The 24,335-nt window shown below is 65.0% G+C and carries 19 protein-coding genes; 4 read left to right on the top strand and 15 right to left on the bottom strand.

Translation table 11 applies throughout. The annotated features are described in order from the left end of the window. Window positions 1-82 precede the first annotated feature (82 nt). The 7 genes from ACVJ5M_RS35420 to ACVJ5M_RS35450 form a co-directional block, all read right to left on the bottom strand. Window positions 83-1,606 carry an FAD-dependent oxidoreductase gene (locus ACVJ5M_RS35420; protein ID WP_063984651.1) on the bottom strand — a complete coding sequence of 508 codons (1,524 nt, stop codon included), beginning with the start codon at window positions 1,604-1,606 and terminating at the stop codon, window positions 83-85. A 32-nt stretch (window positions 1,607-1,638) separates the two neighbouring features. Beyond that, window positions 1,639-2,265 carry a GTP cyclohydrolase I FolE gene (gene folE, locus ACVJ5M_RS35425; RefSeq protein ID WP_063984652.1) on the bottom strand — a complete coding sequence of 209 codons (627 nt, stop codon included), beginning with the start codon at window positions 2,263-2,265 and terminating at the stop codon, window positions 1,639-1,641. A gap of 126 nt (window positions 2,266-2,391) precedes the next feature. Then, entirely contained in the window at window positions 2,392-3,282 is an 891-nt protein-coding gene (locus tag ACVJ5M_RS35430; RefSeq protein WP_063984653.1) for an alpha/beta fold hydrolase, read from the bottom strand. Between the two features lie 111 nt (window positions 3,283-3,393). Then, a complete protein-coding gene (locus ACVJ5M_RS35435; RefSeq protein ID WP_063984654.1) occupies window positions 3,394-4,221 on the bottom strand; it encodes an HD domain-containing protein in 828 nt (275 codons plus the stop codon). Window positions 4,222-4,426: 205 nt separating this feature from the next. Continuing rightward, window positions 4,427-5,305: a transglutaminase family protein gene (locus ACVJ5M_RS35440; RefSeq protein WP_063984655.1), complete on the bottom strand. Its 879-nt coding sequence runs from the start codon at window positions 5,303-5,305 to the stop codon at window positions 4,427-4,429. Beyond that, entirely contained in the window at window positions 5,302-7,827 is a 2,526-nt protein-coding gene (locus tag ACVJ5M_RS35445; RefSeq protein ID WP_063984656.1) for a circularly permuted type 2 ATP-grasp protein, read from the bottom strand. The genes ACVJ5M_RS35440 and ACVJ5M_RS35445 overlap by 4 nt, the downstream gene beginning before the upstream one ends. Before the next feature lie 27 nt (window positions 7,828-7,854). Next, window positions 7,855-11,124, bottom strand: a complete 3,270-nt coding sequence (locus ACVJ5M_RS35450) for a transglutaminase family protein (protein ID WP_063984657.1) — start codon at window positions 11,122-11,124, stop codon at window positions 7,855-7,857. A gap of 263 nt (window positions 11,125-11,387) precedes the next feature. Here ACVJ5M_RS35450 and ACVJ5M_RS35455 point away from each other — a divergent pair, with 263 nt between their 5' ends. Continuing rightward, window positions 11,388-12,314 (top strand): lipase family protein, encoded by a 927-nt coding sequence (locus ACVJ5M_RS35455; RefSeq protein ID WP_187387769.1) that lies wholly within the window; start codon window positions 11,388-11,390, stop codon window positions 12,312-12,314. A 13-nt stretch (window positions 12,315-12,327) separates the two neighbouring features. Here the strand turns inward: ACVJ5M_RS35455 and ACVJ5M_RS35460 are convergent, their stop codons facing one another. The 8 genes from ACVJ5M_RS35460 to hpaR all read right to left on the bottom strand — a co-directional run bounded on the left by ACVJ5M_RS35460 (window position 12,328) and on the right by hpaR (window position 21,442). Next, on the bottom strand, window positions 12,328-13,851 hold the full coding sequence (locus ACVJ5M_RS35460; RefSeq protein ID WP_071915717.1) for a UxaA family hydrolase: 1,524 nt from the start codon (window positions 13,849-13,851) through the stop codon (window positions 12,328-12,330). A gap of 159 nt (window positions 13,852-14,010) precedes the next feature. After that, the gene (locus ACVJ5M_RS35465; RefSeq protein WP_456679593.1) at window positions 14,011-14,787 is read right to left on the bottom strand and encodes an HpcH/HpaI aldolase family protein; all 777 of its coding nucleotides are present in this window, start codon (window positions 14,785-14,787) and stop codon (window positions 14,011-14,013) included. Window positions 14,788-14,915: 128 nt separating this feature from the next. Next, a complete protein-coding gene (locus ACVJ5M_RS35470; protein WP_354099378.1) occupies window positions 14,916-16,001 on the bottom strand; it encodes a malate/lactate/ureidoglycolate dehydrogenase in 1,086 nt (361 codons plus the stop codon). A 15-nt stretch (window positions 16,002-16,016) separates the two neighbouring features. Continuing rightward, window positions 16,017-16,745, bottom strand: coding sequence for an ABC transporter ATP-binding protein (locus tag ACVJ5M_RS35475; RefSeq protein WP_063986556.1), 729 nt, complete (start codon window positions 16,743-16,745; stop codon window positions 16,017-16,019). Further along, entirely contained in the window at window positions 16,745-18,523 is a 1,779-nt protein-coding gene (locus ACVJ5M_RS35480; protein WP_063984661.1) for a branched-chain amino acid ABC transporter ATP-binding protein/permease, read from the bottom strand. The genes ACVJ5M_RS35475 and ACVJ5M_RS35480 overlap by 1 nt, the downstream gene beginning before the upstream one ends. Then, window positions 18,520-19,392 carry a branched-chain amino acid ABC transporter permease gene (locus tag ACVJ5M_RS35485; RefSeq protein ID WP_063984662.1) on the bottom strand — a complete coding sequence of 291 codons (873 nt, stop codon included), beginning with the start codon at window positions 19,390-19,392 and terminating at the stop codon, window positions 18,520-18,522. The genes ACVJ5M_RS35480 and ACVJ5M_RS35485 overlap by 4 nt, the downstream gene beginning before the upstream one ends. Before the next feature lie 83 nt (window positions 19,393-19,475). After that, window positions 19,476-20,621 carry an ABC transporter substrate-binding protein gene (locus ACVJ5M_RS35490; protein WP_063984663.1) on the bottom strand — a complete coding sequence of 382 codons (1,146 nt, stop codon included), beginning with the start codon at window positions 20,619-20,621 and terminating at the stop codon, window positions 19,476-19,478. Window positions 20,622-20,926: 305 nt separating this feature from the next. Beyond that, window positions 20,927-21,442 (bottom strand): homoprotocatechuate degradation operon regulator HpaR, encoded by a 516-nt coding sequence (gene hpaR / locus ACVJ5M_RS35495; RefSeq protein WP_063984664.1) that lies wholly within the window; start codon window positions 21,440-21,442, stop codon window positions 20,927-20,929. A gap of 125 nt (window positions 21,443-21,567) precedes the next feature. Between hpaR and hpaH the strand changes: the two genes are divergently transcribed. Genes hpaH through hpaE form a run of 3 tightly spaced genes read left to right on the top strand, consistent with a single transcriptional unit; the run spans window position 21,568 to window position 24,335 of the window. Next, window positions 21,568-22,374, top strand: a complete 807-nt coding sequence (hpaH, locus tag ACVJ5M_RS35500; protein ID WP_063984665.1) for a 2-oxo-hept-4-ene-1,7-dioate hydratase — start codon at window positions 21,568-21,570, stop codon at window positions 22,372-22,374. 31 nt (window positions 22,375-22,405) lie between these two features. Continuing rightward, on the top strand, window positions 22,406-22,804 hold the full coding sequence (locus ACVJ5M_RS35505; protein WP_038957103.1) for a 5-carboxymethyl-2-hydroxymuconate Delta-isomerase: 399 nt from the start codon (window positions 22,406-22,408) through the stop codon (window positions 22,802-22,804). Continuing rightward, a complete protein-coding gene (gene hpaE / locus ACVJ5M_RS35510) occupies window positions 22,797-24,335 on the top strand; it encodes a 5-carboxymethyl-2-hydroxymuconate semialdehyde dehydrogenase (protein WP_063984666.1) in 1,539 nt (512 codons plus the stop codon). The genes ACVJ5M_RS35505 and hpaE overlap by 8 nt, the downstream gene beginning before the upstream one ends.

Consider the following 24,335-nt stretch of genomic DNA (forward strand, 5'->3'; position numbering starts at 1 on the left):
ACGAGCCGCGCCGGGACAACAGCCAGTAGAGCAGCCCCCCGGGAGCCCCCATTGACTTAAGTCAAGAGCGGACGGGGCCGCCTCACGCGCGCGAGCGCTCCATGTCGAGCTCGGCCTTGAGACTATCGAGATCGCGATAGATCGAAGCAACCGCGAGCACGCGGCCGTCCTTGCTGTACTTCAGCAGGCAATCCCTGCCGTCGATGCTGCCGTCGATGGCGATGTCGTCGAAGCTCTCGGCATGGCCGACATAGTTGATCGGAACGTCGTAGTGCTGCGACCAGAAGAACGGCACGGCGTCGAAACGTTCGCGCCTGCCGAGCATGTTGCGCGCCGCGGCCTGGCCCTGCCGCTCCGCCACCACCCAGTGCTCGACGCGGATGTTCTGGCCCGAATGCGGATCGGGCCAGCGCGCGATATCGCCGGCCGCGAAGATACCTGATGCGCTGGTCTCGAGATACTCGTTCACGCTGACGCCGCGATCGATGGCGAGCCCCGCCTGCTCCGCGAGCACAAGGCGCGGCCTGACGCCGATCCCGACCACGACCAGATCGGCCTCGATCACGCTGCCGCTCTTCAGTGTGGCGCGTTTGCCGTCGAGCTTTTCCACGGTGTCCTCGAGGTGAAAGTGGACGCCGCTCTCTTCATGCAGCGCGCGGACGAAATCGCCCATCTCGGGGCCGAGAACACGCTGCATCGGCCGCTCCTCGGGCGCAACCACATGCACCTCCAGCTTGCGCGCCCGCAAGGAGGCCGCGACTTCGAGGCCAATGAAGCTGGCGCCGATCACCAGCGCGCGCTTCGCGCTGCCCGCCGCCTTGATGATGGCACGGCTGTCGGCAACGGTCCGCAAGGTGTGCACGTGTGGCTGGTCCGCGCCCGGAATCTGCAATTTGACCGGCTCGGCGCCGGTCGCGAGCAGCAGCCGGTCGAACGGCAGCTTGTCGCCATTGCCGAGCGTGATGGTGCGCGCCTTCGGATCGATCGCTGCAACATTGGTGTTGAGCCTGAGATCGATGCCCGCGTCCTGATAATAGTCCTCGCCCCGCAGCGGCAGCCAATCCTCGGGTGCACTGCCGGCGAGGTAATCCTTGGAGAGGTTCGGCCGGTCGACCGGCATCGCGCCGTCATCGCTCAGCATGGTGATGGCGCCGGCAAAGCCCTCGCGCCGAAGCGTCTCGGCGGCCGCAAAGCCGGCCGCACCGCCGCCGACGATGACGAATTTTTCCGCCGTCGGCGCGCTGCGATGTGACGCTGCAGGCTGCGGCATCTCGCGCTTGCGCTGAACCGAGATCCCGTCCTGGTCGCGCGTGACCTCCCAGACCGCCAGCGCGTTCAGCGCGGGCGGGCGGGTGGCCTCGCCGGTGCGCAAGGAGAAGCAGGCGTGATGCCAGGGGCAGCGGATCGTGTCGCCGACGACCAGCCCTTCGGCGAGCGGGCCGTGGTAGTGGCTGCAGGACGGCTCGATCGCGAAGACCTCGCTGCCGGCTTGCACCAGCAAGACGTCTTCCTCGCCGACATGGCCGAGCAGCTTGCCGTCCTCGAACGCGGTCAGCAACACGCCCTTGGTGAGGTCCGGCCCGCTCGGCGTCTTGTGCTCGGTCATGGTGTCGTCTCCTTCAGCTCGGCCCGCGCGGATCACGCGTCCGAATTGGCCAGCCCCAACAGCTCCTGACGCGTCAGCGCGTTGTCACGGAACACACCCAGCATGCGGCTGGTAACGAGATCGGTTCCAAGTTTGTGCGCGCCACGCGTGGTCATGCAATGATGCGTCGCCTTGATGATGACGCCGACGCCTTCCGGCTTCAACACATCGTTGATCGTATTGGCGATCTGCGCGGTCATCTTCTCCTGGATCTGGAGGCGTTTTGCGTAGATGTCCACCACACGCGCGAGCTTGCTGATGCCGACGACGCGGCCCTGCGGGATATAGGCGACCCAGGCGCGGCCGACGATCGGCGCCATGTGGTGCTCGCAATGGCTTTCGAAGCGAACGCCGCGCAGGACGATCATCTCGTCATAGCCTTCGATCTCCTCAAAGGTCTTTTGCAGGATTTCGGTCGGATCCTGCGCATAGCCGGAAAAATACTCTGCGAAGGCGCGCGCAACCCGGTCCGGCGTGTCGTGCAGACCGTCGCGCGCGGGATCGTCGCCCGCCCAGCGGATCATGGTCCGGACCGCCTGCTCGACCTCGGCCCTGCCAGGCCGTTCGCCCGGCAGCTGCGCCACCGCGACGGCTTGCAACCTGCGCGCATGTGAATTCATCAATAGCCTCCCTGCAATGAGCCGCGCACATCTGGCGGCCCCTCAGCTTGGACGGCTGCAATCGGAAAAGGTTCCCGAAGTCGCGAAAAATCGGGCGACCGGGCGGCAGGGCGGGAAAGCCGGGCTTTACGAGGCTGCTTTCCGCACGTCGAGCACGGCGCGCGCCCATTCCGCAGGCCGCTCCTGCGGCAGGTTGTGGCCGGCTCCAGCGAAGACACGCCGTTCGAACACGCCTTCGAATTTGGGCGCATGATGGGCGGTGCCGGGATTGACGCCATCGCTGTCGCCGTCGACCGCGATCGTCGGGACACGGATCGGCGGCTGCGCGGCGAGCTTCGCCTCGATCGCGGCATAGGCGGGATCGCCTTCGACCAGCCCATAGCGATGACGGTAGGAGTGGATCACGACATCGACGAAATCAGGATTGTCGAACGCCATCGCACTCGTTTCGAACGTCGCGTCGTCGAAGCTCCATTTCGGCGACCACATCGCCCAGAGCTGGCGCGCAAAACCGCGCCGGTTGCGCTCCAGCGCACGCCGGCCGCGCTCGTTGTGGAAGAGATATTGATACCAGAGCGCCGCTTCCTCCGGTGGCGAAGCCGGCTCCATCGAACGCGCGATGTTCTGGATGTTGTAGGAATTGCCGGAGACCAGGGCAATCACGCGCTCGGGATGCAGCACCGAGACCACGCAGGCCGCGCGCCCGCCCCAATCGTAACCGCCGAGGACCGCGCGTTCGATGCGAAGCGCATCCATGAAGGCCAGCAGATCGGCGCCGAGCGCCGCCTGCTCGCCGGAGCGCAGCGTCGCGGCGGACCGGAACCGCGTCGGCCCGTAGCCGCGCAGCCACGGCACAAGCACCCGCGCGCCGGCTTCCGCGATCAGCGGCGCGGTCTCGGCATAGGCGTTCACATCATAGGGAAAGCCGTGACCCATGATGCAGGGCCAGCCATCCGGTGCGCCGTATTCGAGATAGGCGATGTCGAGGATATCCGTGGCGATGGTTTTTTGTTGCATGATTTGCTCACGGAGTTGAGAGGCCGTAGCCTGGATGGAGCGCAGCGCAATCCAGGATTCGCGGATGCAGGCGTCCCCGCATTCCGCTTCGCTCCATGCGGGCTACGGGGGCTATTTCTGCGGGCCTGACAGCGAGATCTCGCGTTCGGCGCGGAACACATTGCTGTAGAGATTGGCGATCCACTGCCGGCCGATCTCGGTCTTGTTGAGGTAGCTGATCTCGGTCTGGATGTGCGGTGCGACGCTGTTCCAGTAGAATTGTGGATAGCGGTTCACGATGTCGGCGGGCGAGTCGTAGCCGAGCTGGCGATTGATGCCGACCTCTTCGAATTCGTAGTAGAGCGCGTTGGCCTTGCGCAGATAGTTGGGATCGCCGAGCTGACCGATGAAGTCCGCGGCGCGCAGGATCGAGGCCTCGTCGTCGTACTCCTGGCCTTCACGGGCCGGGAAGCGGGTGCCCTCGATGGCGCGGGCGACGCGCTCACTGTCGATACCGCGGATCGGTGGCAGCCGCCGCCGCACGAAAAGCATCGAACGATCAACGTGATACATCATCAGACTGGCATCCGACGCGCCGCGCGGCAGCGACACCTTGGTGCCGGCCTCGTCGACCACGAAACCGTCTTCGTCGTCCTCCGGAAACAGCCCGCGAACATAGCCGATGTCGTGCGCAAGGCAGGCGATCAGGATATGGATGTAGTCCTCGGCATCGAGGTGCGTGTGCAGATTGCGGCCAAGCATGATCGCCTGGGCCGCCAGCGTCACCAGCATCGTATGCTCGATATTGTGATAGAGCGCATCGCTGTTGCCGATGCATTCCATCGCAGTGCGCGTCGAGGCCTCCACCACCCTGGCATAGGAATCGTCGTACCTGCGACGCATGAACGAGCCCAGCAACTTCTCCAGGGATTCAGCCGCCAGTCTCGGTAACGTCATCATGGATGCAGCCCCGCTTGTCGGTGGTGTCCCACGCCAGCTCCCGACGTCTCATTCGTGTCCTCAACGCAACGGCCAGCATAGCCCATCTTGGGCCAAGTGACCAAACGCCGGGACGAATTTACGGAAATATGTTGCTGTTGTGCCCTGCGACATCACGGTTGCGGTCGGGCCGCGACACAGCCTGGCCGAGCCGGCGAGACCGCTTTTATTCCACCAGCAGCACGTCCACGGCGACGCCGAGCTTCTGCTTCGGCGAGCCGACAATGATGCCGTCGACCGGCGAGACGTCGGAAAAGTCGCGCCCGACCGCGAGCACGATGTGATCGTTGGCGACCAGCAAATCATTGGTCGGATCGAAATCGACCCAGCCAAGCTCCGCGCCGCACCACAGCGACACCCAGGCATGGGTGGCATCGGCGCCCTGCAAGCGCGGCTGGCCCGGCGGCGGAATGGTACGGAGATAGCCGCTGACATAGGCTGCCGGAAGGCCGAGCCCGCGCAGCCCTGCGATCATCACATGGGCAAAGTCCTGACAAACGCCGTGGCGCTTGTCGAAGACCTCGCCAAGCGGCGTCGAGATCACCGTGGCCTTCGGATCGTAGCGGAATTCGGTGCGGATGCGATGCATGAGGTCGGTCGCACCGGCGAGGATCCCTGCGCCGGGCGCAAAGCTCGTGGCCGCATAGGCGCTGACGGGGTGCAGCACCGGCACCAGCGGGCTCGCAAAGACATAGCCGACCGGCGAGGACGGCCCGAGGCTCGTTGCTTCAAACGCGATGTCGCGGATGCTCTCCCAAGGCGGGCTGACGGCATCGCGCGCCGGCGATTTGCGCGAGACGGACACGCGCGAGCGCGAGTCGATGCGCAAGTTTCGGTGCGCGGTTTCGATCACGACGCTCTCGGTGAGCGTGCCGAAGAAGTCGCGGCGGACGTGGCGCTCGGACGGGCGCGGCCGGATCTCGACCCTGTGCGAGATCAGCTCCTGACCGTCGCCGCTCTTCGGCTCCAGCCGCAGCGTGCAGCGAGCGAAGCTGACCGCACTCTCGTATTCGTAAGTCGTGACGTGACGGATGTCGTAGATCACGCCAGCCCCGTCAGCTTTTCCGGCCGGCTGGCATTGGGGCCGTGCGGGAAGTAGTGCAGCCCGATCGCCTCGGCGAGGCTGAGCAGGTCCTGTTCCAGCGAGAACAGGGTCTTGACCTCGAGCTTCTCGGCTTCCGCGGTGGCCAGCATCGCCTGCGCCGCCACCGCGAGCCGCTGCGGCTGCTCGATCAGGCCGTGCTCCTTCAGGCTCGGGAGCGAAGCGATGTGCTCGTTCAGCGTCGTCACCTGGAACGCGACCGAACGCGGATTGTAGCTGTCGAGCACCGCGAGATCGCGCACCGGCGCCAGGATCGGCGCCAGCAGATAGCGCGAGCGGTAGGTGATCTGGGAATCCACCAGCGTCAGCAGGATATCGAGATCCTCGTCGCAGGCCTCGTCATAGGCGAACTGGCGCGCGAAGCGCGTGGTGTTGATGGCGCGCTCGGTGCGGCGGCCGATATCGAGGAAGCGCCAGCCGGCGGCGCGGTTCATGTTCTCCTGCGCCAGTCCCGCAAGGCTCGCAAGCTCCTGCAAGGTCAGCTCGGCCGCGCTCAGCACATCGTCGTCGTCCTCGACCTCGTAGGCCAGCCGATCGGCCATCTCGGTGATGACCTGCCAGGCGTCGGGCGACAGCCGCTCGCGCAGGGATGTCGCCGTGCGCTGCGCCGCGCGCACCAGCGACAGCGCCGAGCCGAACCGCTCCGGGCTCTGCAGCGCTTCGGCGACGATGCGCCCCGGCGCAGTGCGCGAGGCCTGCGAGATCGCGCCCCACGCCACCAGCAGGCGCTGGATGCGGTCGGCCGATTGCAGCGAGGCCGCGGTGCCCTTGTTGGGCCCGCTCGGCGAGCCCAGCGCGCGCACCAGCCGCAGCGTTGCCTCGGCGCGTTCGAGATAGCGGCCGAGCCAGAACAGATTGTCCGCGGCGCGGCTCGGCAGCACACCGGCGATGCGGCGGATCCGCACCTTGTCGGTCGCGGGCAGCAGCGTCGCGATCGAGACCTTCTTGTCCGAGACCACCCAGACGTCGGCGGCGCGCGCGCCGTCGCCCATCGACACCGCGCGCGCGTCCGCCTGCTCGGCGATCCGGCAGAAGCCGCCGGGCATGATGGCCCAGCCGTCGGCCGTCGCGGCCGCGAACACGCGCAGCACGAAGGGACGCGGCGTGAGCTGGCCCTGCTCCCACACCGGCATGGTCGAAAGCCGCACCATCTCCTGGCCGACATAGTCCATGCCGCGCGCGCTGATGGCGTCGACGAGACGCTGGCGCCCGGCGGCGTCGAGCTCGCTCGCGAGCACCGGGCCATTGCTGTCGAAGCCGGGAACGCCGCGGCGATAGGCGCCCTCGATCGCGACCTCGTCGAGCCGTGACAACACCTCGTCGCGCGCGTTGCGCTGACCGCACCACCAGGTCGCGATATGCGGCATCTTGAGCTCTTGCCCGAGCAGGCGGCGGCTCAGGGCCGGCAGGAAGCCGAGCAGCGCGCGCGCCTCCAGCACGCCCGAGCCCGGCATGTTGGCGACGACGACGCCGTCCTTGCGCAGCACGTCGATCAGGCCGGCCACGCCGAGATGCGAGGACGCATCGAGCTCGAGCGGATCGAGCGAGTTGGAATCGACCCGGCGCAGCAGCACGTCGAGCCGCTTCAGGCCGGCGACGGTGCGGATGTGGATACGGTTGTCGCTGACGGCGAGATCGTCGCCCTCGACCAGCAGGAAGCCGAGATAGCGCGCCAGGGTTGCGTGCTCGAAATAGGTCTCGCTGAAGCTGCCCGGCGTGAGCACGCCGATGCGCGGCTCGTCGCGATCGGCGCGCGCGCGCAGGCTGTCGCGAAACGCCTCGAAGAACGGCGCGACGCGCGGCACGTTCATCGACTTGTAGAGGTCGGAGAAGGCACGCGAGAGCACCAGGCGGTTCTCCAGCGCATAGCCCGCGCCTGAGGGCGCCTGCGTGCGGTCGCCGAGCACCCACCAGCGCCCGTCGGGCCCGCGGCCGACATCGGCGGCATAGAGCGAGAGATAGCGCCCACCCGGCGGTGGCACGCCGCAGACGGGACGGAGATATTCGGGGCTGCCGGCGATCGCGGCCGCCGGCAACGCGCCTTCCGCGACCAGCCGCCCCTCGCCATAGATGTCGCGCAGCACGAGCTCGAGCAGTTCGGCGCGCTGGGTGATGCCGGCGGACAGCTGCTTCCAGTCGGCCTCGTCGATCAGCAGCGGCAGATGGCTAATCGACCACGGCCGGTCGGCGCTGTCGCCGGGCGCACGGTAGGTGACGCCGGCCTCGCGCAAATGGCGGTCGGCCATGCCGAACCGCCGTTCGATCTCGTCCGGCGCGAGCGCGCCGAAGGCGTCGAAGAAGCGGCTCCAGACCGCGCGGGGGGCGCCGCCGGGCCCCAGGAACTCGTCGGGGATGCCGGGCAGGCGGCTATAGTCGCGGACCCATTGCGCGAGGCGGCGCTGGCCTTCGCGCTGACCTTGCGCCTTACCCGTCTTGTCGTCCTGTTCGGCTGCGCCCTCGCCCATGCGCCTCTCCCTGCCCCACCATCATTCTCATTGCAGGAGCGGGGTCCGCAAGTCGAGGGTCAGCGGAAACTCATTTGTGCGTTCCTCGGGCGGGGGCTGCATCGGACCCGGCGTATGGCCGTGGTCCTGGAAGCGCGCCAGCCGCCGCGCCTCGGCCTCGTAGGTGTTGACGGGCTTGGTGTCGTAGCTGCGGCCGCCGGGATGGGCGACGTGATAGACGCAGCCGCCCAGCGAGCGCCCGTTCCAGGTGTCGATCAGGTCGAAGGTCAGGGGCGCGTGAACGGGGATGGTCGGGTGCAGGCCGGAGGCCGGCTGCCAGGCCTTGAAGCGGACGCCGGCCACGGCTTCGCCCGAGCGACCGGTCGAGGTCATCGGCAGGCGGCGGCCGTTGCAGGTCACGATGTGGCGGCCCTCGACAAACCCCTCAGCTTTCACTTGAAGCCGTTCGACCGAACTGTCGACATAACGCACCGTGCCGCCGGCCGAGCCCTCCTCGCCGAGCACATGCCAGGGCTCCAGCGCCTGACGCAATTCCAGCGTCACGCCGCCATGATGGACGCGGCCGAAGGCGGGGAAACGGAATTCGAGCTGGGCCAGATACCATTCTGGCTCAAAGGGATAGCCGGACTGCTTCAACTCAGAAAGCACGTCAAGAAAATCCTGCCAGATGAAGTGAGGCAGCATGAAGCGATCATGCAGCGCAGTGCCCCAGCGCACGAACTTGCCTTGTTGCGGCTCGCGCCAGAATTTTGCGATCAGCGCGCGGATCAGCAACTGCTGCGCCAGCGACATGCGCGGATCGGGCGGCATTTCGAGCGCGCGGAATTCGACGAGGCCGAGCCGGCCTGTGGAGCCATCCGGCGAATAGAGCTTGTCGATGCAGATTTCGGCGCGATGGGTGTTGCCGGTGATGTCGACGAGCAGATGGCGGAACAGCCGGTCCACCAGCCACAGCGGCGTCTGGTAGCCCGGCGGCGGCACATGCGAGAGCGCGATCTCGAGCTCGTAGATGCTGTCGTGGCGCGCTTCGTCGATCCGCGGCGCCTGGCTGGTCGGGCCGATGAACAGGCCGGAGAAGAAATAGGACAGTGACGGATGCCGCTGCCAGTACAGCACGAGGCTCTTCAAGAGATCAGGCCGGCGCAGGAACGGCGAGTCCTGCGGGCTGGAGCCGCCGACCACGACGTGGTTGCCGCCACCGGTGCCAGTGTGGCGGCCGTCGACCAGGAAGCGGTTGGCGCCGAGGCGTGTCTTGCCGGCGTCCTCATAGAGCCCGACGGTGATGTCGACCGCCTCGCGCCAGCTCTTTGCCGGCTGGATGTTGACCTCGATGACACCAGGGTCGGGCGTCACCTTGATGACCTCGACGCGCGGATCGAACGGCGGCGGATAGCCCTCGACATGGACCTGGAGCTGCATCTCCTCGGCGGTGGCTTCGAGGGCCGCGACCAGTTCGAGATAATCCTCGATGCGCTCGACCGGCGGCATGAAGGCGCAGAGCACGCCGTCGCGGACTTCGACCGACATCGCGGTGCGGACGGGGACGGACGTGTTGAGATGCTCGGGCGCGATCTGCGGCGGCGATTCCGGGCGCGCGGCGAGGGTGAACACCGGCAGCTTGCCCCGCGGCTCCAACGGATCCTGCTCGACGATGTAAGGATATTGGTTGGGCGGGATGTAGCCGAGCGAGCCGATCGGCAGGCGCAAGCCCAGCGGTGAATCGCCCGGCATCAGGAACAGATGATTGCGCCGGAGTTGCCAGCGCTCGCTGCGCCAGCGCGGCGGCGCGTTCCAGCGTTGCACCGGCAGCACGAAGCCACGCGGCGTGTTGAGGCCCTCGTCGAACACGCGCGCCATCCGCGCGCGGGCTTCGGGATCGGATAATTTGGAGTCGGACGGATCGACGTTGAGGGGAAGCTCGGCTTCCTTCTGGAGCCAGTACGCGGTGTCCTCATAGGCTGGGATGATGTAGCCGGGATCAAGTCCGAGCCGCGCCGCCGCGCCCTCCACGAATTCCTGGGCGTCCTTGACCTCGGCGCGCCGCGGATTCTCGATCCTGGCGATCAGATCGGCATTCTTCCAGATCGGTACGCCGTCCTTGCGCCAGTACAGGCCAAAGGCCCAGCGCGGCAGGCTTTCACCGGGATACCATTTGCCCTCGCCGAAGTGCAGCAGGCCACCCGGCCCGAAGCGCGTGTGCAAGCGGCGGATCAGATCGTCGGCGAGCGCGCGCTTGGTCGGGCCGACGGCCTCGGTGTTCCATTCCGCCGCTTCGAGATCATCGACGGAGACGAAGGTCGGCTCGCCGCCCATGGTCAGCCGGACATCCTGCGCGGCGAGATCGCCGTCGACCTGCTCGCCGAGGTCATTGAGCCGCGTCCAGGATTCGTCGGAGAACGGCTTTGTAATGCGCGGCGCCTCGCGGATGCGCTTCACGCTCATGTCGAACTCGAACTCGACCTCGGCAAAGCCGGCGCCGCCGGAGATCGGCGCCGCCGAACGATAATGCGGCGTGGCCGCAACCGGGATGTGCCCCTCGCCCGCGAGCATACCCGAGGTCGCGTCGAAGCCGATCCAGCCCGCGCCGGGCAAATAGACTTCGGCCCAGGCATGCAGGTCGGTAAAATCGTTCTCGACCTCTGGCGGTCCCTCGATCGGATCGATGTCGGGGCGTATCTGAATGAGATAACCGGAGACGAAACGGGCCGCGAGACCGAGATGACGGAAGGTCTGGATCAGGAGCCAGGCGGAGTCGCGGCACGATCCGGCACCGGAGGAGAGCGTCTCCTCCGGAGTCTGCACGCCGGGCTCCATGCGGATGATGTAACGGACGTGCTTCTGAAGCTCGCGATTGAGATCGACCAGGAAGTTGACGGTGTTCGGGGCTTCAGGCGGGATCGCGTCGAGAAATTTTGCGAACAGGCGATCGGGCTTGATGGTCTCGAGATACGGCGCGAGCTCGGTCTTCAGATCCTTCGAATACTCGAACGGAAAGCTGTCGGCATAAGGCTCGACGAAAAAGTCGAACGGGTTGACCACGGTCATCTGCGCCGTGAAGTCGACCTCGAATTTCAGCTCGGTCGTCTTCTCCGGAAAGACGTAGCGCGCCAGCCAATTGCCTTGCGGGTCCTGCTGCCAGTTCACGAAATGATTGGCCGGAGTGACCTTGAGCGAATAGCTCAGAACCGGCGTGCGCGTATGCGGCGCCGGCCGCAGCCGGATGGTCTGCGGGCCAAGATCGATCGGGCGGTCGTATTTGTAGTGCGTGACGTGGTGTAATGCGACGTAGATCGACACGGGGTGCGGTGCTCCAGCAGCTTTTTTGAGCAGAACACCGGTTCCGGGTGGGATCAAGCACTAACAACGGGCACGGGTTGCCTACGCCGCGGGCTGAATTGCGAGTTACACTTGCCGAAGTGATCTACCTATGATCGAATGAACCATTGCCTGCACAAGCCGCGCCCGACGCGCCGCTTTGCGCATGATGGACTCTCCCGTTCGTAATGGTTGCCGCGCAACGTCTCGACGCGTGGCGCGGCCCGAAAGAGGAGATGTTTCCGATGAGCTTTCTGGTCAGATTCCCACGGGCTTCCTATCGCGCCGACGCGCTCGATGGTTTCACGGTCACTCCAGGTTTCACACCGGAAAACGCGCAAGCCATGATGTGGTTGTCGCAGCTCGCCTACGAGACCGACGACCGCGACAAGGTAGACAATATCCTGACGGCACTGGGGCTAGAGATGCGCGGCTTCGGTGCCGACACTCCCGCTACAGGTTTGGTACCGCCAAAAGCCCGCTTCATTGTCGCCGTCGGACGCGGCGCGACTTTCGTCACACTCTCCGGCACCGATCCGCTCAGTATCAAGGATTGGATCACCGACTTCACCCTCGCACCAAGTCAAAATGTTCTTCACAAAGGATTTGCCGAAGCCGTCGATGCAGTCCGATCAGACATCGAAGTCGCGATCAGGAGTGGCGGCGCCGGACAGCCGCTCTTCTTTACTGGACACAGCATGGGCGGCGCCTTGGCAAATATCTCAGCACTGCGCGCGTTGGATCATGGCCTGCGGGCAACCGCCATTTACACGTTTGGCGGGCCGCGAACCGGCGGTCAGGATTTCTTTGAAGCCTACGAGCCTCTCAGCGAAAGCACGTTCCGGCTCGTCAACGGTAACGACATCGTCCCGGCCGTTCCACCCAGCCTGCGAGGCAACTTCCGCCACGTCGGCCGAATGCTGCGTTGCGCGTCTGGCTCGACCTTCGCAGGTCAGGTGCCGGCGTCGAAAGAGGGAAACGACCCCAGCTTCAACCTAGTCGGGCTTGGTACCCTTCTTACCGGAGGCAATTTCCACCTGAAGATCCCAAGCATCGAGGAACTCCGCAACATCGACCCGCGGACGCTCGACCAATCCGACGTACTGCCCGGCTTCGTGCGCGACCATGTTCCGGCAAGCTACTTCCGGGCGTTGTCGGTCACCATTCCGTAACTGCCGCGTAGCCTCACATCGTCGCCCCGAGCACCCAGGGCGCGAATTCGGCACCGCCGAAATCGAAGCTTTCGCTCTTGGTCGGCTGTCCGGACGCCGTCTTCAGGATGAGCTCGAAGATGCGCTGGCCGCATTGCTCGACGCTCTCCTCGCCTTCGAGGATGGTGCCGCAATTGACGTCCATGTCCTCCTCCATGCGCTTGTACATGGGCGTGTTGGTGGCAAGCTTGATCGAGGGCGCCGGCTTGCAGCCGAACACGCTGCCGCGGCCGGTGGTGAAGCAGACCAGATTGGCACCGCCGGCGACCTGGCCGGTCGCCGCGACCGGATCGTAGCCGGGCGTGTCCATGAAGATGAAACCCTTCTTGGTGATGGGCTCGGCATAGCGCAGCACGTCGACGAGATTGGTGGTGCCGGCCTTGGCCATCGCGCCGAGCGATTTCTCCAAAATGGTGGTGAGGCCGCCGGCCTTGTTGCCGGGGCTCGGATTGGCGTTCATCTCGGCGCCCTCGCGCTCGGTATACGCGTCCCACCAGCGCATGAGATCGACCAGCTTCTCGCCGACCTCGCGGCTGACGGCGCGGCGCGTGAGCAGGTGCTCGGCGCCGTAGGTCTCCGGCGTCTCCGACAGGATCACGGTGCCGCCGTGACGGACGATGAGATCGCTGGCAGCCCCAAGCGCCGGATTGGCGGATACGCCGGAATAGCCGTCCGAGCCGCCGCATTGCAGGGCCACGGTGAGTTCGCTGACGGGCACGGATTCGCGCTTGACCTTGTTGGAGTCCGCGAGAGCTTCACGCACGAAGGCAATACCCGCTTCGACAGTCTTGCGGGTGCCGCCGACCTCCTGGATGTCCATCGCGCGCAGGCGGCCGGCGAGCTTCTGCTCCTCCATCAGGCCGCCGATCTGGTTCACCTCGCAGCCCAGCCCAAGCACGATGACGTGGGAGAAATTGACGTGACGCGCATAGCCGCCGAGCGTGCGGCGGAGCAGCGCCAAGGGCTCGTTCTGCGTCATGCCGCAGCCGGTCTTGTGGGTCAGCGCGACCACGCCGTCGACATTGGGGAAGTCGGCGAGCGGATTGTCGCCGGTGAACGGATTCTTCTTGAAGACGTCGGCGACGAGGCTTGCGACATGCGCGCTGCAATTCACCGAGGTGAGGATGCCGATATAGTTGCGCGTGGCGACGCGGCCATCCGGGCGGCGGATGCCCTCGAAGGTCGCCGGCAGATCGAAGTTCGGCGTCGGCTTGACGTCGGCGCAATAGGCATAGTCCTTGGAAAAATCGCCCATGCCGCAGTTCTGCGTATGCACGTGCTGGCCCGGCGCGATCGGCACCGTCGCAAAGCCGATGATCTGTCCGTAGCGCCTGACCGGCTCGCCCACTGCGATCGGCTTGATCGCGACCTTGTGGCCGGAGGGAATGCGCTCGACCGTGGTCACGCCGTCGGCAACCAATGTTCCCGGCGGCAGGCTCGCGCGCGCGATCAGCACGCCATCATCGGGATGGAGGCGAATGACGGGGCTGATGGTCATGGCAGGTCTCCTGTATCAAAACTATCGTGCCCCGGACGCAGCGCAGCGTGAAACGGTGCGCTGCTGAGCCGGGGCCCCATGTGTCGTTTCTTTCGCAAGCAACCGGGTCCCGGCTCTGCGAAGCGGCGCTAGGCGCCGCATCGCGTCCGGGACACGAGATCAGGCCTTCCCGGCCGAATCCTTGCGGGTCGCGTTGACCTGCATCTTGGCGTAGGTCGTCATCAGGCCGACTTCGTTGGACAACGTCACCAGCTTGAAGCCCATGTTGATCGCACGCGCCGCGCCTTCCGCGCCGCTGCAATGGATACCCGGGTTGAGGCCGCGCTTGGCGCATTCCTTGATGATCTTGTCGTAGATCGCGAGGATCTCGGGCTCGCTGCGGTCGAGCTTCGGCTCGAGGCCGTAGGAGAAGCCGATGTCGGACGGGCCGATATAGACGCCGTCGATGCCCTCGACGTCGAGGATCGCTTCCATGTTCTCGACCGCGGTCCTGGTCTCCATCATCGGCAGCAGGATGGTGTCGGCATTCGCGGTCTTCTGGTAGGAGCCCGCGGTGCCGTACATGCCGGCGCGGATCGGGCCGTTGGAGCGGACGCCCTGCGGCGGATACTTGGAATACGAGACGAGGTTCTTGGCCTCCTGCGCCGTGTTCACCATCGGGCAGATCACGCCGTAGGCGCCGCCATCGAGCACCTTGCCGATGATGCCGGGCTCGTTCCAGGGCACGCGGACCATCGGGGTCACGGGATGCTTGTCCATCGCCTGGAAGCACTGCACCATCGAGAGATAGTCCTGCACGCCGTGCTGCATGTCGACGGTGACGCTGTCGAAGCCGCATTGCGCGATCATCTCGGCCGAGAAGCCGGAGGGAATCGCGAGCCACGCGTTGACCACGGCCTTGCCCGACTTCCAGATTTCCTTGACCTTGTTCGCCACGTTGCCTTCCTTCTTTTGTTGCTTGGACCGTTGTTTGGACCTTCGTCACCATGACGAGCGCCGCGACAGCACGGCTCTGCTGTTACCGCGAACCGGGGCTCCGCGCTACGCTCGCAATGACGCAAGACCTATGCGGTCGCCCGCTGGATGCTGACTTCGCTGACGCCGACCTCGCGGGCGGTGCTCACTATTGCCGCCCAGGTGTCATCCGGCAAGGGGATGCCGTTCTTGGTGCGCTCAGCCCGGGTTTTCCGCTCGGGATCGCCGGGAATCAGCACCTGATCGACCCCCGCCATCGGCTTGGTGGCACGGATGAAGTCCGTATAGCGCGATACCTCTGCGTCGAACACATGGGAGGTATCGACGACCTTCGGATCGATATAGAACGCCAGCATGCCGTTGGCAAAGCGCCGCTCGCCCGAGGTGGCTCCAGTTCCGGTCAGCGCGCCGCCGAGCAGCTCGCACATGAAGGCGAGGCCCGATCCCTTGTGGTCGCCGAAGGCGCGGATCGCGCCGGTGCCCTTGGTGTGATCGCGCGGCCCTTCCGGCGTGAAGGGCCCGTAGAGCATGGTCGGGTCCTCGCTCAGGGTCCCGTCGGCATCGACCAGTGCGCCCTTCGGCAGCTTCTTGCCGCCGCGGCTTGCGACCAGCACCTTGCCTTCGGCGACGACCGAGGTGGCGAAATCCAGCACGATCGGATCCTGGCCCTCGCGGGGGATGCCGACGCAATAAGGCGCGGTCGAGAGCCGCTTCTCGACGCCGCCGAACGGCGCCACCAGCGGCGAGCCGGCGGCATTGACGAAATGCACGGAGACCAACCCATCGGCGGCGGCCATCTCGGCCCAGTCGCCGACGCGGCCGATATGGCCGGCATTGCGCAACGCAACAGCGGCAAGGCCCGCCTTCTTGCACTTCTCGATGCCGATCCTGACCGCTTGCGGCGTTACGGTCTGGCCGTAGCCGAACTTGCCGTCGACCACCGCGAGCGAGGGCGTGTCGACAACCACCTCTGCGGTCTGGTTCGGGACCACGAAGCCGGTCTTCAGCCAGCGGATGTAGACGGGCACGCGGATCACGCCGTGGCTGTCATGGCCAGTGAGATTGGCCGTGGTGAGATAGGTCGCGATCCGCTTCGCCTCCTCCGGCGAGGATTCTGCGTGACCAAACACCTCGCCGACGAAATCGATGAGGTTCTGGACCTGGATCGTGACCATCAAGAAACTCCCCGGTTAAGCATTCACCTTGGCATGGCCGCCGAGATAGGCGGCGCGGATCGCTTCGTTGCCCCAGAGCGCGTCGGGCTTGCCGCCGAGCACGATGCGGCCGGTTTCGAGCACGTAGCCGTAATCGGCCACCGACAGGCCCATGCGCGCATTCTGCTCGACGAGCAGCACTGTCGTGTTGCGCCGGATCTCCGAGATGATCTTGAACACCGCCTGCACGATGACGGGCGCAAGACCGAGCGAGGGCTCGTCGAGCAACAACAGCCGCGGCTTGGCCATCAAGCCGCGCGCGACCGCCACCATCTGCAACTGGCCGCCGGACAGCGTCCAGCCGAGCGCGTTGGTGAACTTCCGGATGTCAGGGAACAGGTCGAACATCGCGTCCGCCTCCCGCGAAATCTCCGAGGTCGGCGCCCGGCGATTGGACGCGCCGAGCATGATGTTCTCTTTCACGGTGAGACCCGGGAACACCCTGCGGCCTTCCGGCACGTGCGAGATACCCATGCGGACGATCGCTTCCGGACCAAGACCTGCGATCGACTTACCGTCGAAAAGGATGTCGCCGGAGGTCGGCTTGGCGAGGCCGGAGATGGCACGCAAGGTCGTGGACTTGCCGGCGCCGTTGGCCCCGAGCAGCGTCACCACCTGCCCCTGCTCCACCGCGCAGGTCACCCCGCGCAGCGCTTCGATCTCGCCGTAGCGCACCACCAGATTGCGGATTTCGAGCAACGGCATCATTCGCTCCCGAGATAGGCGGAGACGACGTCGGGATGACGCAGCACGGCCAGAGATTCGCCGTCCGCGATACGGCGTCCGAAGTTGAGCACGGTGATGTGCTGGGCCGCTTCCGAGACCAGCGTCATGTCGTGATCGATGATCAGGATGGTCAGGCCCTGCGCCGCGATGCGCTTGAGCAGCTCGTGCAGCTCCAGCTTCTCGGTCGAGTTGAGGCCGGCCGCGGGCTCGTCGAGCAGCAGCAGCGTCGGGTTCGACGCGAGCGCACGAGCGATCTCGATCAGCCGCTGATGGCCGTAGGAGAAGCTCGATATCAGCTCGTTGGCGCGGCTGCCGAGCCCGACGAAGGTCAGTGCCTCCATCGCACGCTCGGTCAGGGCGTCGTCGCCCTTCCCGACCATGGTGTTACCGGGCCGTTCCGCGCCGATCTCGACGTTCTCCAGCGCCGTCATCGAGCGGAACAGGCGGATGTTCTGGAAGGTGCGCCCGAGACCCGACGCCGTGCGCTGATGCGGCGGCATGTGGGTGATGTCGGTGCCGTCGAGCACGATCTTGCCTGCGGTGGCCACATAGAGCCCTGAGAGCACGTTGAGCGTCGTGGTCTTGCCCGAGCCGTTCGGCCCGATCAGCGCATGCACACCGCCGCGCTTCACAGCGATGTCGACACCGTCGACCGCCTTCAGGCCACCGAAATGCTTCGACAGGCCGGTGACTTCCAGCACCGTGTCGCCGCCGATCGTCGCCGGCTTCAATTGCAGGGCAGCCGCTGCCGGCGGCGCCTTGATCTTGGCGCGCCAGCGCGTGAAGGCGTCCGCAACAAAGCCCCATATGCCGTCAGGCATGAAGCGAATGATCAGGATCACGAACAGGCCGTAGATCGCGAGATAAAGGCCCGGCACGCTCTTGAGGAAGCGCAGCCATTCCGGGATCAGGATCAACAGACCCGTGCCGATGGCAGAACCGATCGGCGAGGCCACGCCGCCGAGCAGCGACATGGTCAGGAACACGATCGATTCCGCAAAGGAGAACTGATCGGGGCTGACATAGGCGAAGCCGCCGGCGAACAATCCGCCCGCGAGTCCGCCGAGCAGCGCACAGAGCGCGAAGGCGTAGATCTTGGTGCGGAACACGTCGATGCCGTTGACACCAGCCGCAAGCTCGTTGTCGCGGACAGCGCGCATGGCACGACCGAGCTTGGTGTCGGAGAGATGCCAGACCAGATAACCGACGATCGCCAGCATCGCGACGCAGAAGGCGAGATAGCTTTGCGACGACTGGAACAGCTCGGGACGCTTGATGTTGGGGACGCCGTCGGGACCGCGCGTGAGCCAGATCGCGTTGATCATCACCAGCGTGACGATCTGCTGGAACGAGATCGTCACCATCGCGAGATAATGACCGCCGAGCCGCAGCGTGGACATGCCGAGGAACGCGCCCGCGAGCAGCGAGATCACGCAGCCGCCGACGAGACACAGCCAGAAGCTGAGCTGCAGATCCGTCGTGCCCATGCCGACCGCATAGGCGCCGAGCCCGAAGAACGCGGCCTGCGCCAGATTGATCTGGCCGCACAGGCCGAGCACCACCGAGAGCCCGAACACCGCGATCGAGAACGTGGTGGCCTGAAGCAGGATGTTATGGACGTATCCGTCGAAGCGCATGTTGGCCGCGAGCGCGACCAGGATCGCCGCGCCGATGAAGTACGGCAGGTGCCGGATCACGAGCGGTTTCGAACGGATGGCGGGCGCCGGGATCGGCATGTTGTCGCTGGGGGCGCTCATGCCTTTTCCGCCACGCGTTCGCCGAAGATGCCTTGCGGCCGGAAGATCAGGAAGGCGACCAGCACCAGGAAGGCGAAGCCGTCCTTGTAGGGCACCGAGATATAGGCCGCACCAAAGGTCTCGATCACGCCGAGCGCGAGACCGCCGATGATGGCGCCGGCAACGTCGCCAAAGCCGCCGATGATGGTGGCCGCGAACGCCTTCAGCGCGATCGTCGAGCCCATCTGGATCGAGACGAACAGCACGGGCGCGACGAGGATGCCGGCAAGGCCGCCAAGCACCGCCGAATAGATGAAGGTGATCATGATCATGGTGGAGACGGAAATGCCGAGCAGCGAGGCCATTTCCTTGTCCTGCGAGGTCGCCTGCAGCTTCTTGCCGAGCAGCGTCTTCTCGAAGAACCAGAAATTGAAGATCACGAGACAGATGGTGACGCCGATGATCAGCAGATACTGGCTGTCGAGATAGACCGGGCCGACCTGAATGCCCGGCGTCTCAAACCAGCCTTCCAGCACCTGCGGCTGCGGGCCGTAGATCGCGAGCACCGAATTCGCCATCAGGATCGAGGCGCCGATGGTGGCGATGATCACAGGCAGATAGGTGCGGTGACGCAGCGGATAATAGACGCCGAGATTGAAGATGACACCGAGCAGCGCCATGCCGAGCAGCGCGACGATGAAGGCCGCCCAATAGGGCAGACCGGCTTCGACCGCGACGACCATCAGATAGGCCGCGACCATGGAGAATTCGCCCTGGGCGAAATTCACCACGTTGGTGGCACGGAAGATCAGCACGAAGCCGAGCGCGACGAGCGCGTAGACGGCGCCGATACCGATGCCGGTAAAAAGGAGTTGTAGGGCGAGATCCATGACAAGCTTCTGTTGGAGGTCGGATGCGTTCGCCGAAAGACGGTTCGACCTCCCCGATCGAAATCGGGGAGGCCGTTTCAACGTCAGTCGTTGAACTCGATGTGCTTGTCGAAGACGATGTTGCCCTTCTCGTTCTTCACGATGTTGTAGCCGTGGAGACCATCGCCGTTCTGGTCGAAATTGTATTCGCCCTCGGCACCCGGGAACTTCTTGATCGCGAGGATGGCTTCGCGGACCTTGGCCGGATCGGTCGTGCCGGCCTTGTTGATGGCCGCCGACAAGACGCTGATGGCGTCGAAGGTCCAGGAGCTCTGGTTGTCGGGCGCGACCTTGACCGCATCACGGTAGATCTTGCCGAACGCCTTCGAGCCTTCGCTGGAATTCTCGGCATAATCGGCAACGCCATATGTATTGTACAGCGCGGGACCCGCGAGCTTCAACGCGGTGATGTTGACGATCGAGGGCGAGCCGACCCAGGGAATGTTCACGCCGAGCTGACGGAGCTGCCGGGCGAAGATGCCGAGATCGTTCTCGAAGGTGAAGTAGGAACCGAGAATGTCGGCACCCGACTGCTTGATCGCGAGCACGACCGGGGTGAAGTCCTGGCTCTGGTTGGCGTAGCCTTGGTCGAGCACCGAGGGGGCACCGAGCTTTTCGAGCGCGGCGGTCAACGCCTTGCCGCCGGCGGTGCCAAAAGCGTCGGTCGAGTGCAGCACGGCCCACTTTTTCTTGCCGAGCGTATTGACGCCGTATTCGGCGATGACGCGACCGGAATAGCTGTCATTGGGGCGGCAGCGGAACAGCCACTGATTGCCCATGTGGGTGAGGTTAGGATCGGTGCCGCCGATCATCACGGGCTTGCCAAGCTTGATCACGTCGGGCGCCATCGCGTGCACCTGGGTCGAACGGATCGAGCCGAGGAACCCGACGATGTCGGACTGCGCGGCGAGCTTGGAGAAAGCGAGCACGATGCCGGGATTGGTGGTCTGGTCGTCCTCGACGATCAGCTCGCCCTGCTTTCCCAGGATACCGCCGGCTTTGTTCACAGCTTCGAGCGCGAGCTTGGCGCCCTTGATGGCGTAACCGCCGGATTCAGCGGCTGGACCGGTGACGGGCGCGCACATGCCGATCTTGATGGTGGCGCCTTGCGCATGCGCGCTCTTGATGAGGTATGGCGCGGCAATGCCGGCAGCAATTCCGGCCGCGAAGTCGCGTCTCGTCAGTCTCATTCATTCCTCCCTGGGGCCGGGCATCCTTGTCGGCCCTTCTTGGTCTTGGTTCTGTTTTGGCTCTATCGCTGAATACAGGACCGGATGCTACTTACGAATTCTGCCGATACGAGTAAATTGATATTGCGCCAACATCGACTAACTGCGCAGAGCGCGCACCCAATAGTGATCAACACCCGCGACGGCTGTCTATTCTCAGCGATTTCTCACGGCATTTTCACGCATTTCGCGGCGATCGCGCTGCCCACGCGTTATGCAATGATGACAGTCATGCGTAGTTGGAAAGTGATCATGCAAATTTGCCGTTACGTTTCATCCGTGACGTCACTCGCGTCCGTGGAAGCGAGACACGATTCCAACTGACCGAGCATCTCCTGCAACTCGGCGAGCTTGCGCGCGCCGAAGCGTTGCGTGATCTCGGCGTAGATCGCCTCCGAGGATGGGGCGACCGCGGCCATCAGCTTCACGCCCTCCTTCGAGATCGAGACCATGCTGCGGCGCTGGTCCACCTTCGCGGTCTTGCGCTCGATCAGATTGCGCGCCTCGAGATCGCGCAGGATGCGCGACAGGCTCGGGCCGAGGAGAAATGCCGTGCGCGCAAGCTCAGTCACCTCCGCGGCCTCGATGGCTGCCAATGCGCGGAGGATGCGCCATTGCTGCTCGGTCAGGCCGTGCTCGCGCAGCTTGGGACGAAATTGCCGCATCACCGCTTCACGTGCCCTGAGCAGCGACATCGGCAGCGAACGCGAGAAGTCACGCATCGGCACCTGCCGTGCGGCGGGCTCACTTCCGTTCGCGGGATCAGCCGGTCTCTTCGTCATGTCGTCCTTTCAAAGCCGCCCTTTCAAGCCGCAAAATGTTTGCAGTGCAGCAAACCCAAATTGTGTTTGACGCATCCACTTAACATGTTAAGTATCTCCGGGCACCACGATTTGTAAGATCACAGATGGCGCTTTCCAACGACGATATCCAAGCTTGTGCGAACCGTCTGCACCAGGCGGAGAAGACCCGCACCCAGATCCGGCAGCTCTCGCAGGATTTTCCGGGCATTACCATCGCTGACGCCTACGCGATTCAGAAGGCCTGGGTCGACCTCAAGCTCGCGGAAGGCCGCACCGTCAAAGGCCACAAGATCGGCTTGACCTCGAAGGCGATGCAGAGCGCGCTCAATATCGACGAGCCGGATTCCGGCGTGCTGCTCGACGACATGTTCTTTGCCGATGGCGGCCTCGTCCCGACCGAGCGCTTCATCGCCACGCGCGTCGAGGCCGAGCTCGCCTTCGTCATGAGCAAGCGCCTCGCGGGGCCGGACTGCACGATGTTCGACGTGCTCAACGCCACCGACTTCGTCGTGCCGGCGCTGGAGATCCTGGACACGCGCATCGAACGTGTCGATCCCGGCACCAAGGCGACACGAAAAATCTTCGACACCGTCGCCGACAACGCGGCGAATGCCGGCATCGTGCTCGGTGGACGTCCGATCCGCCCGCTGGACGCCGACCTGCGCTGGATCGGCGCGCTCTGCTTCAAGAACGGCCAGCTCGAGGAGACGGGCCTTGCCGCCGGCGTGCTCAATCATCCCGCAACCGCCGTGGCCTGGCTCGCCAACAAGATCGCGCCGCTCGGCCTTGCGCTCGAGCCCGGCCAGATCGTGCTTGCCGGCTCCTTCATCCGTCCGATCGAGACCCGCAAGGGCGACACAATTCAGGCCGATTATGGCGCCTACGGCTCGGTGAGCTGCTACTTCGCTTAGACGAACAAAAAAGACAGGGAGTGAAACCGCGATGCCGCATTTCACCATCGAATATTCGGCCAATCTCGACGGCCGCCTCGACATCGGCGCGGTCTGCGAGGTGGTGCGGAAGGCGGCGGTCGAGACCGGCATCTTCCCGCTCGGCGGCATCCGCGTCCGCGCCATTAGATGCGAGCACTATGCGATCGCCGACGCGCGACAGGACTACGGCTTTCTCGACATGGTGCTGCGCATCGGCGAAGGCCGCGACCTTCCTACGCGTCAGAAAGCCGGCGAGCACGTCTTCCAAGCGCTTTCAAAACATCTCGATCCCGTCTTCGCCGCCAGCAAGTTCGCCCTGTCGTTCGACATGCAGATCAACGACAAGGACACGAGCTGGAAGCGCAACAACATCCACGACGCCCTGAAAGTGGAAGCTGCCCATGGATAAGCCCACGCCGAAAGCCGATGTGTTCCAGGCCAATCGTGACCGCGCCGCACCGCTGCTGAAGAAGCTGCGGGCCGACGGCATCGGCCACATGATCGACGGCAAGATCGTCCCCTCGATCTCCGGTGAGGCATTCGAGACGAAGTCGCCGGTCGATGGCGCCACGCTTGCGAGCGTCGCACGCGGCAACGCCGAAGACATCGACGCCGCAGCCACGGCCGCTACGCTGGCCTTCAAGTCCTGGCGCGACATGGGGCCGGCGATGCGGAAGAAGCTGCTGCACCGCGTCGCCGACGCGATCGAGGACAATGCCGACGACATCGCCGTGCTCGAATGCATCGACACCGGCCAAGCCTATCGCTTCATGGCCAAGGCAGCGATCCGCGCCGCCGAGAATTTTCGCTTCTTCGCCGACAAGTGCGCCGAGGCGCGCGATGGCCAGAACACGCCGAGCGACGAGCACTGGAATATCTCGACCCGCGTGCCGATCGGCCCGGTCGGCGTGATCACGCCGTGGAACACGCCGTTCATGCTCTCGACCTGGAAGATCGCCCCGGCGCTGGCCGCGGGCTGCACCGTCGTGCACAAGCCGGCCGAGTGGTCACCGGTGACGGCCGCCATTCTGGCAAGGCTCGTCAAGGAAGCCGGCGTTCCCGACGGTGTGCTCAACACCGTGCACGGTTTTGGCGAGGAGGCAGGCAAGGCCCTGACCGAGCATCCGGCGATCAAGGCGATCGGCTTCGTCGGCGAGAGCGCGACGGGGTCGGCGATCATGGTTCAGGGCGCGCCGACCTTGAAGCGCGTGCATTTCGAGCTCGGCGGCAAGAACCCGGTGATCGTGTTCGACGACGCCGATCTCGACCGCGCGCTCGATGCCGTCGTGTTCATGATCTACTCCCTCAACGGCGAGCGCTGCACGTCGTCGAGCCGTCTGCTGATCCAGCAAGACATTGCCGAGACATTCATCGAGAAGCTGACCGCGCGCGTGAAGGCACTCAAGGTCGGCCATCCGCTCGATCCCGCCACCGAGATCGGGCCGCTGATCCACGAGCGGCACCTGGCCAAAGTGTGCTCCTATTTCGACGTCGCGCGGCAGGACGGCGCTGTGATCGCCGTCGGCGGCAAGACCTATGACGGCCCGGGCGGCGGACATTACGTCGAGCCGACACTGGTGACCGGCGCAACCGGCAAGATGCGCGTGGCGCAAGAGGAAGTGTTCGGCCCCTTCCTCACCGTGCTGCCCTTCAAGGACGAAGCCGACGCCATCGAGATCGCCAACGACATCCGCTATGGCCTGACCGGCTATGTCTGGACCAACGACGTCGGCCGCGCACTGCGCGTTGCCGACGCGCTGGAGGCCGGCATGATCTGGCTCAACTCGGAAAACGTTCGCCATCTGCCGACGCCGTTCGGCGGCATGAAGGCCTCAGGCATCGGCCGCGACGGCGGCGACTACTCGTTCGACTTCTACATGGAAACCAAGCACGTCTCGCTGGCGCGGGGCACGCACAAGATTCAGAAATTGGGAATCTGA

The sequence above is a fragment of the Bradyrhizobium sp. S3.7.6 genome (assembly GCF_054061875.1).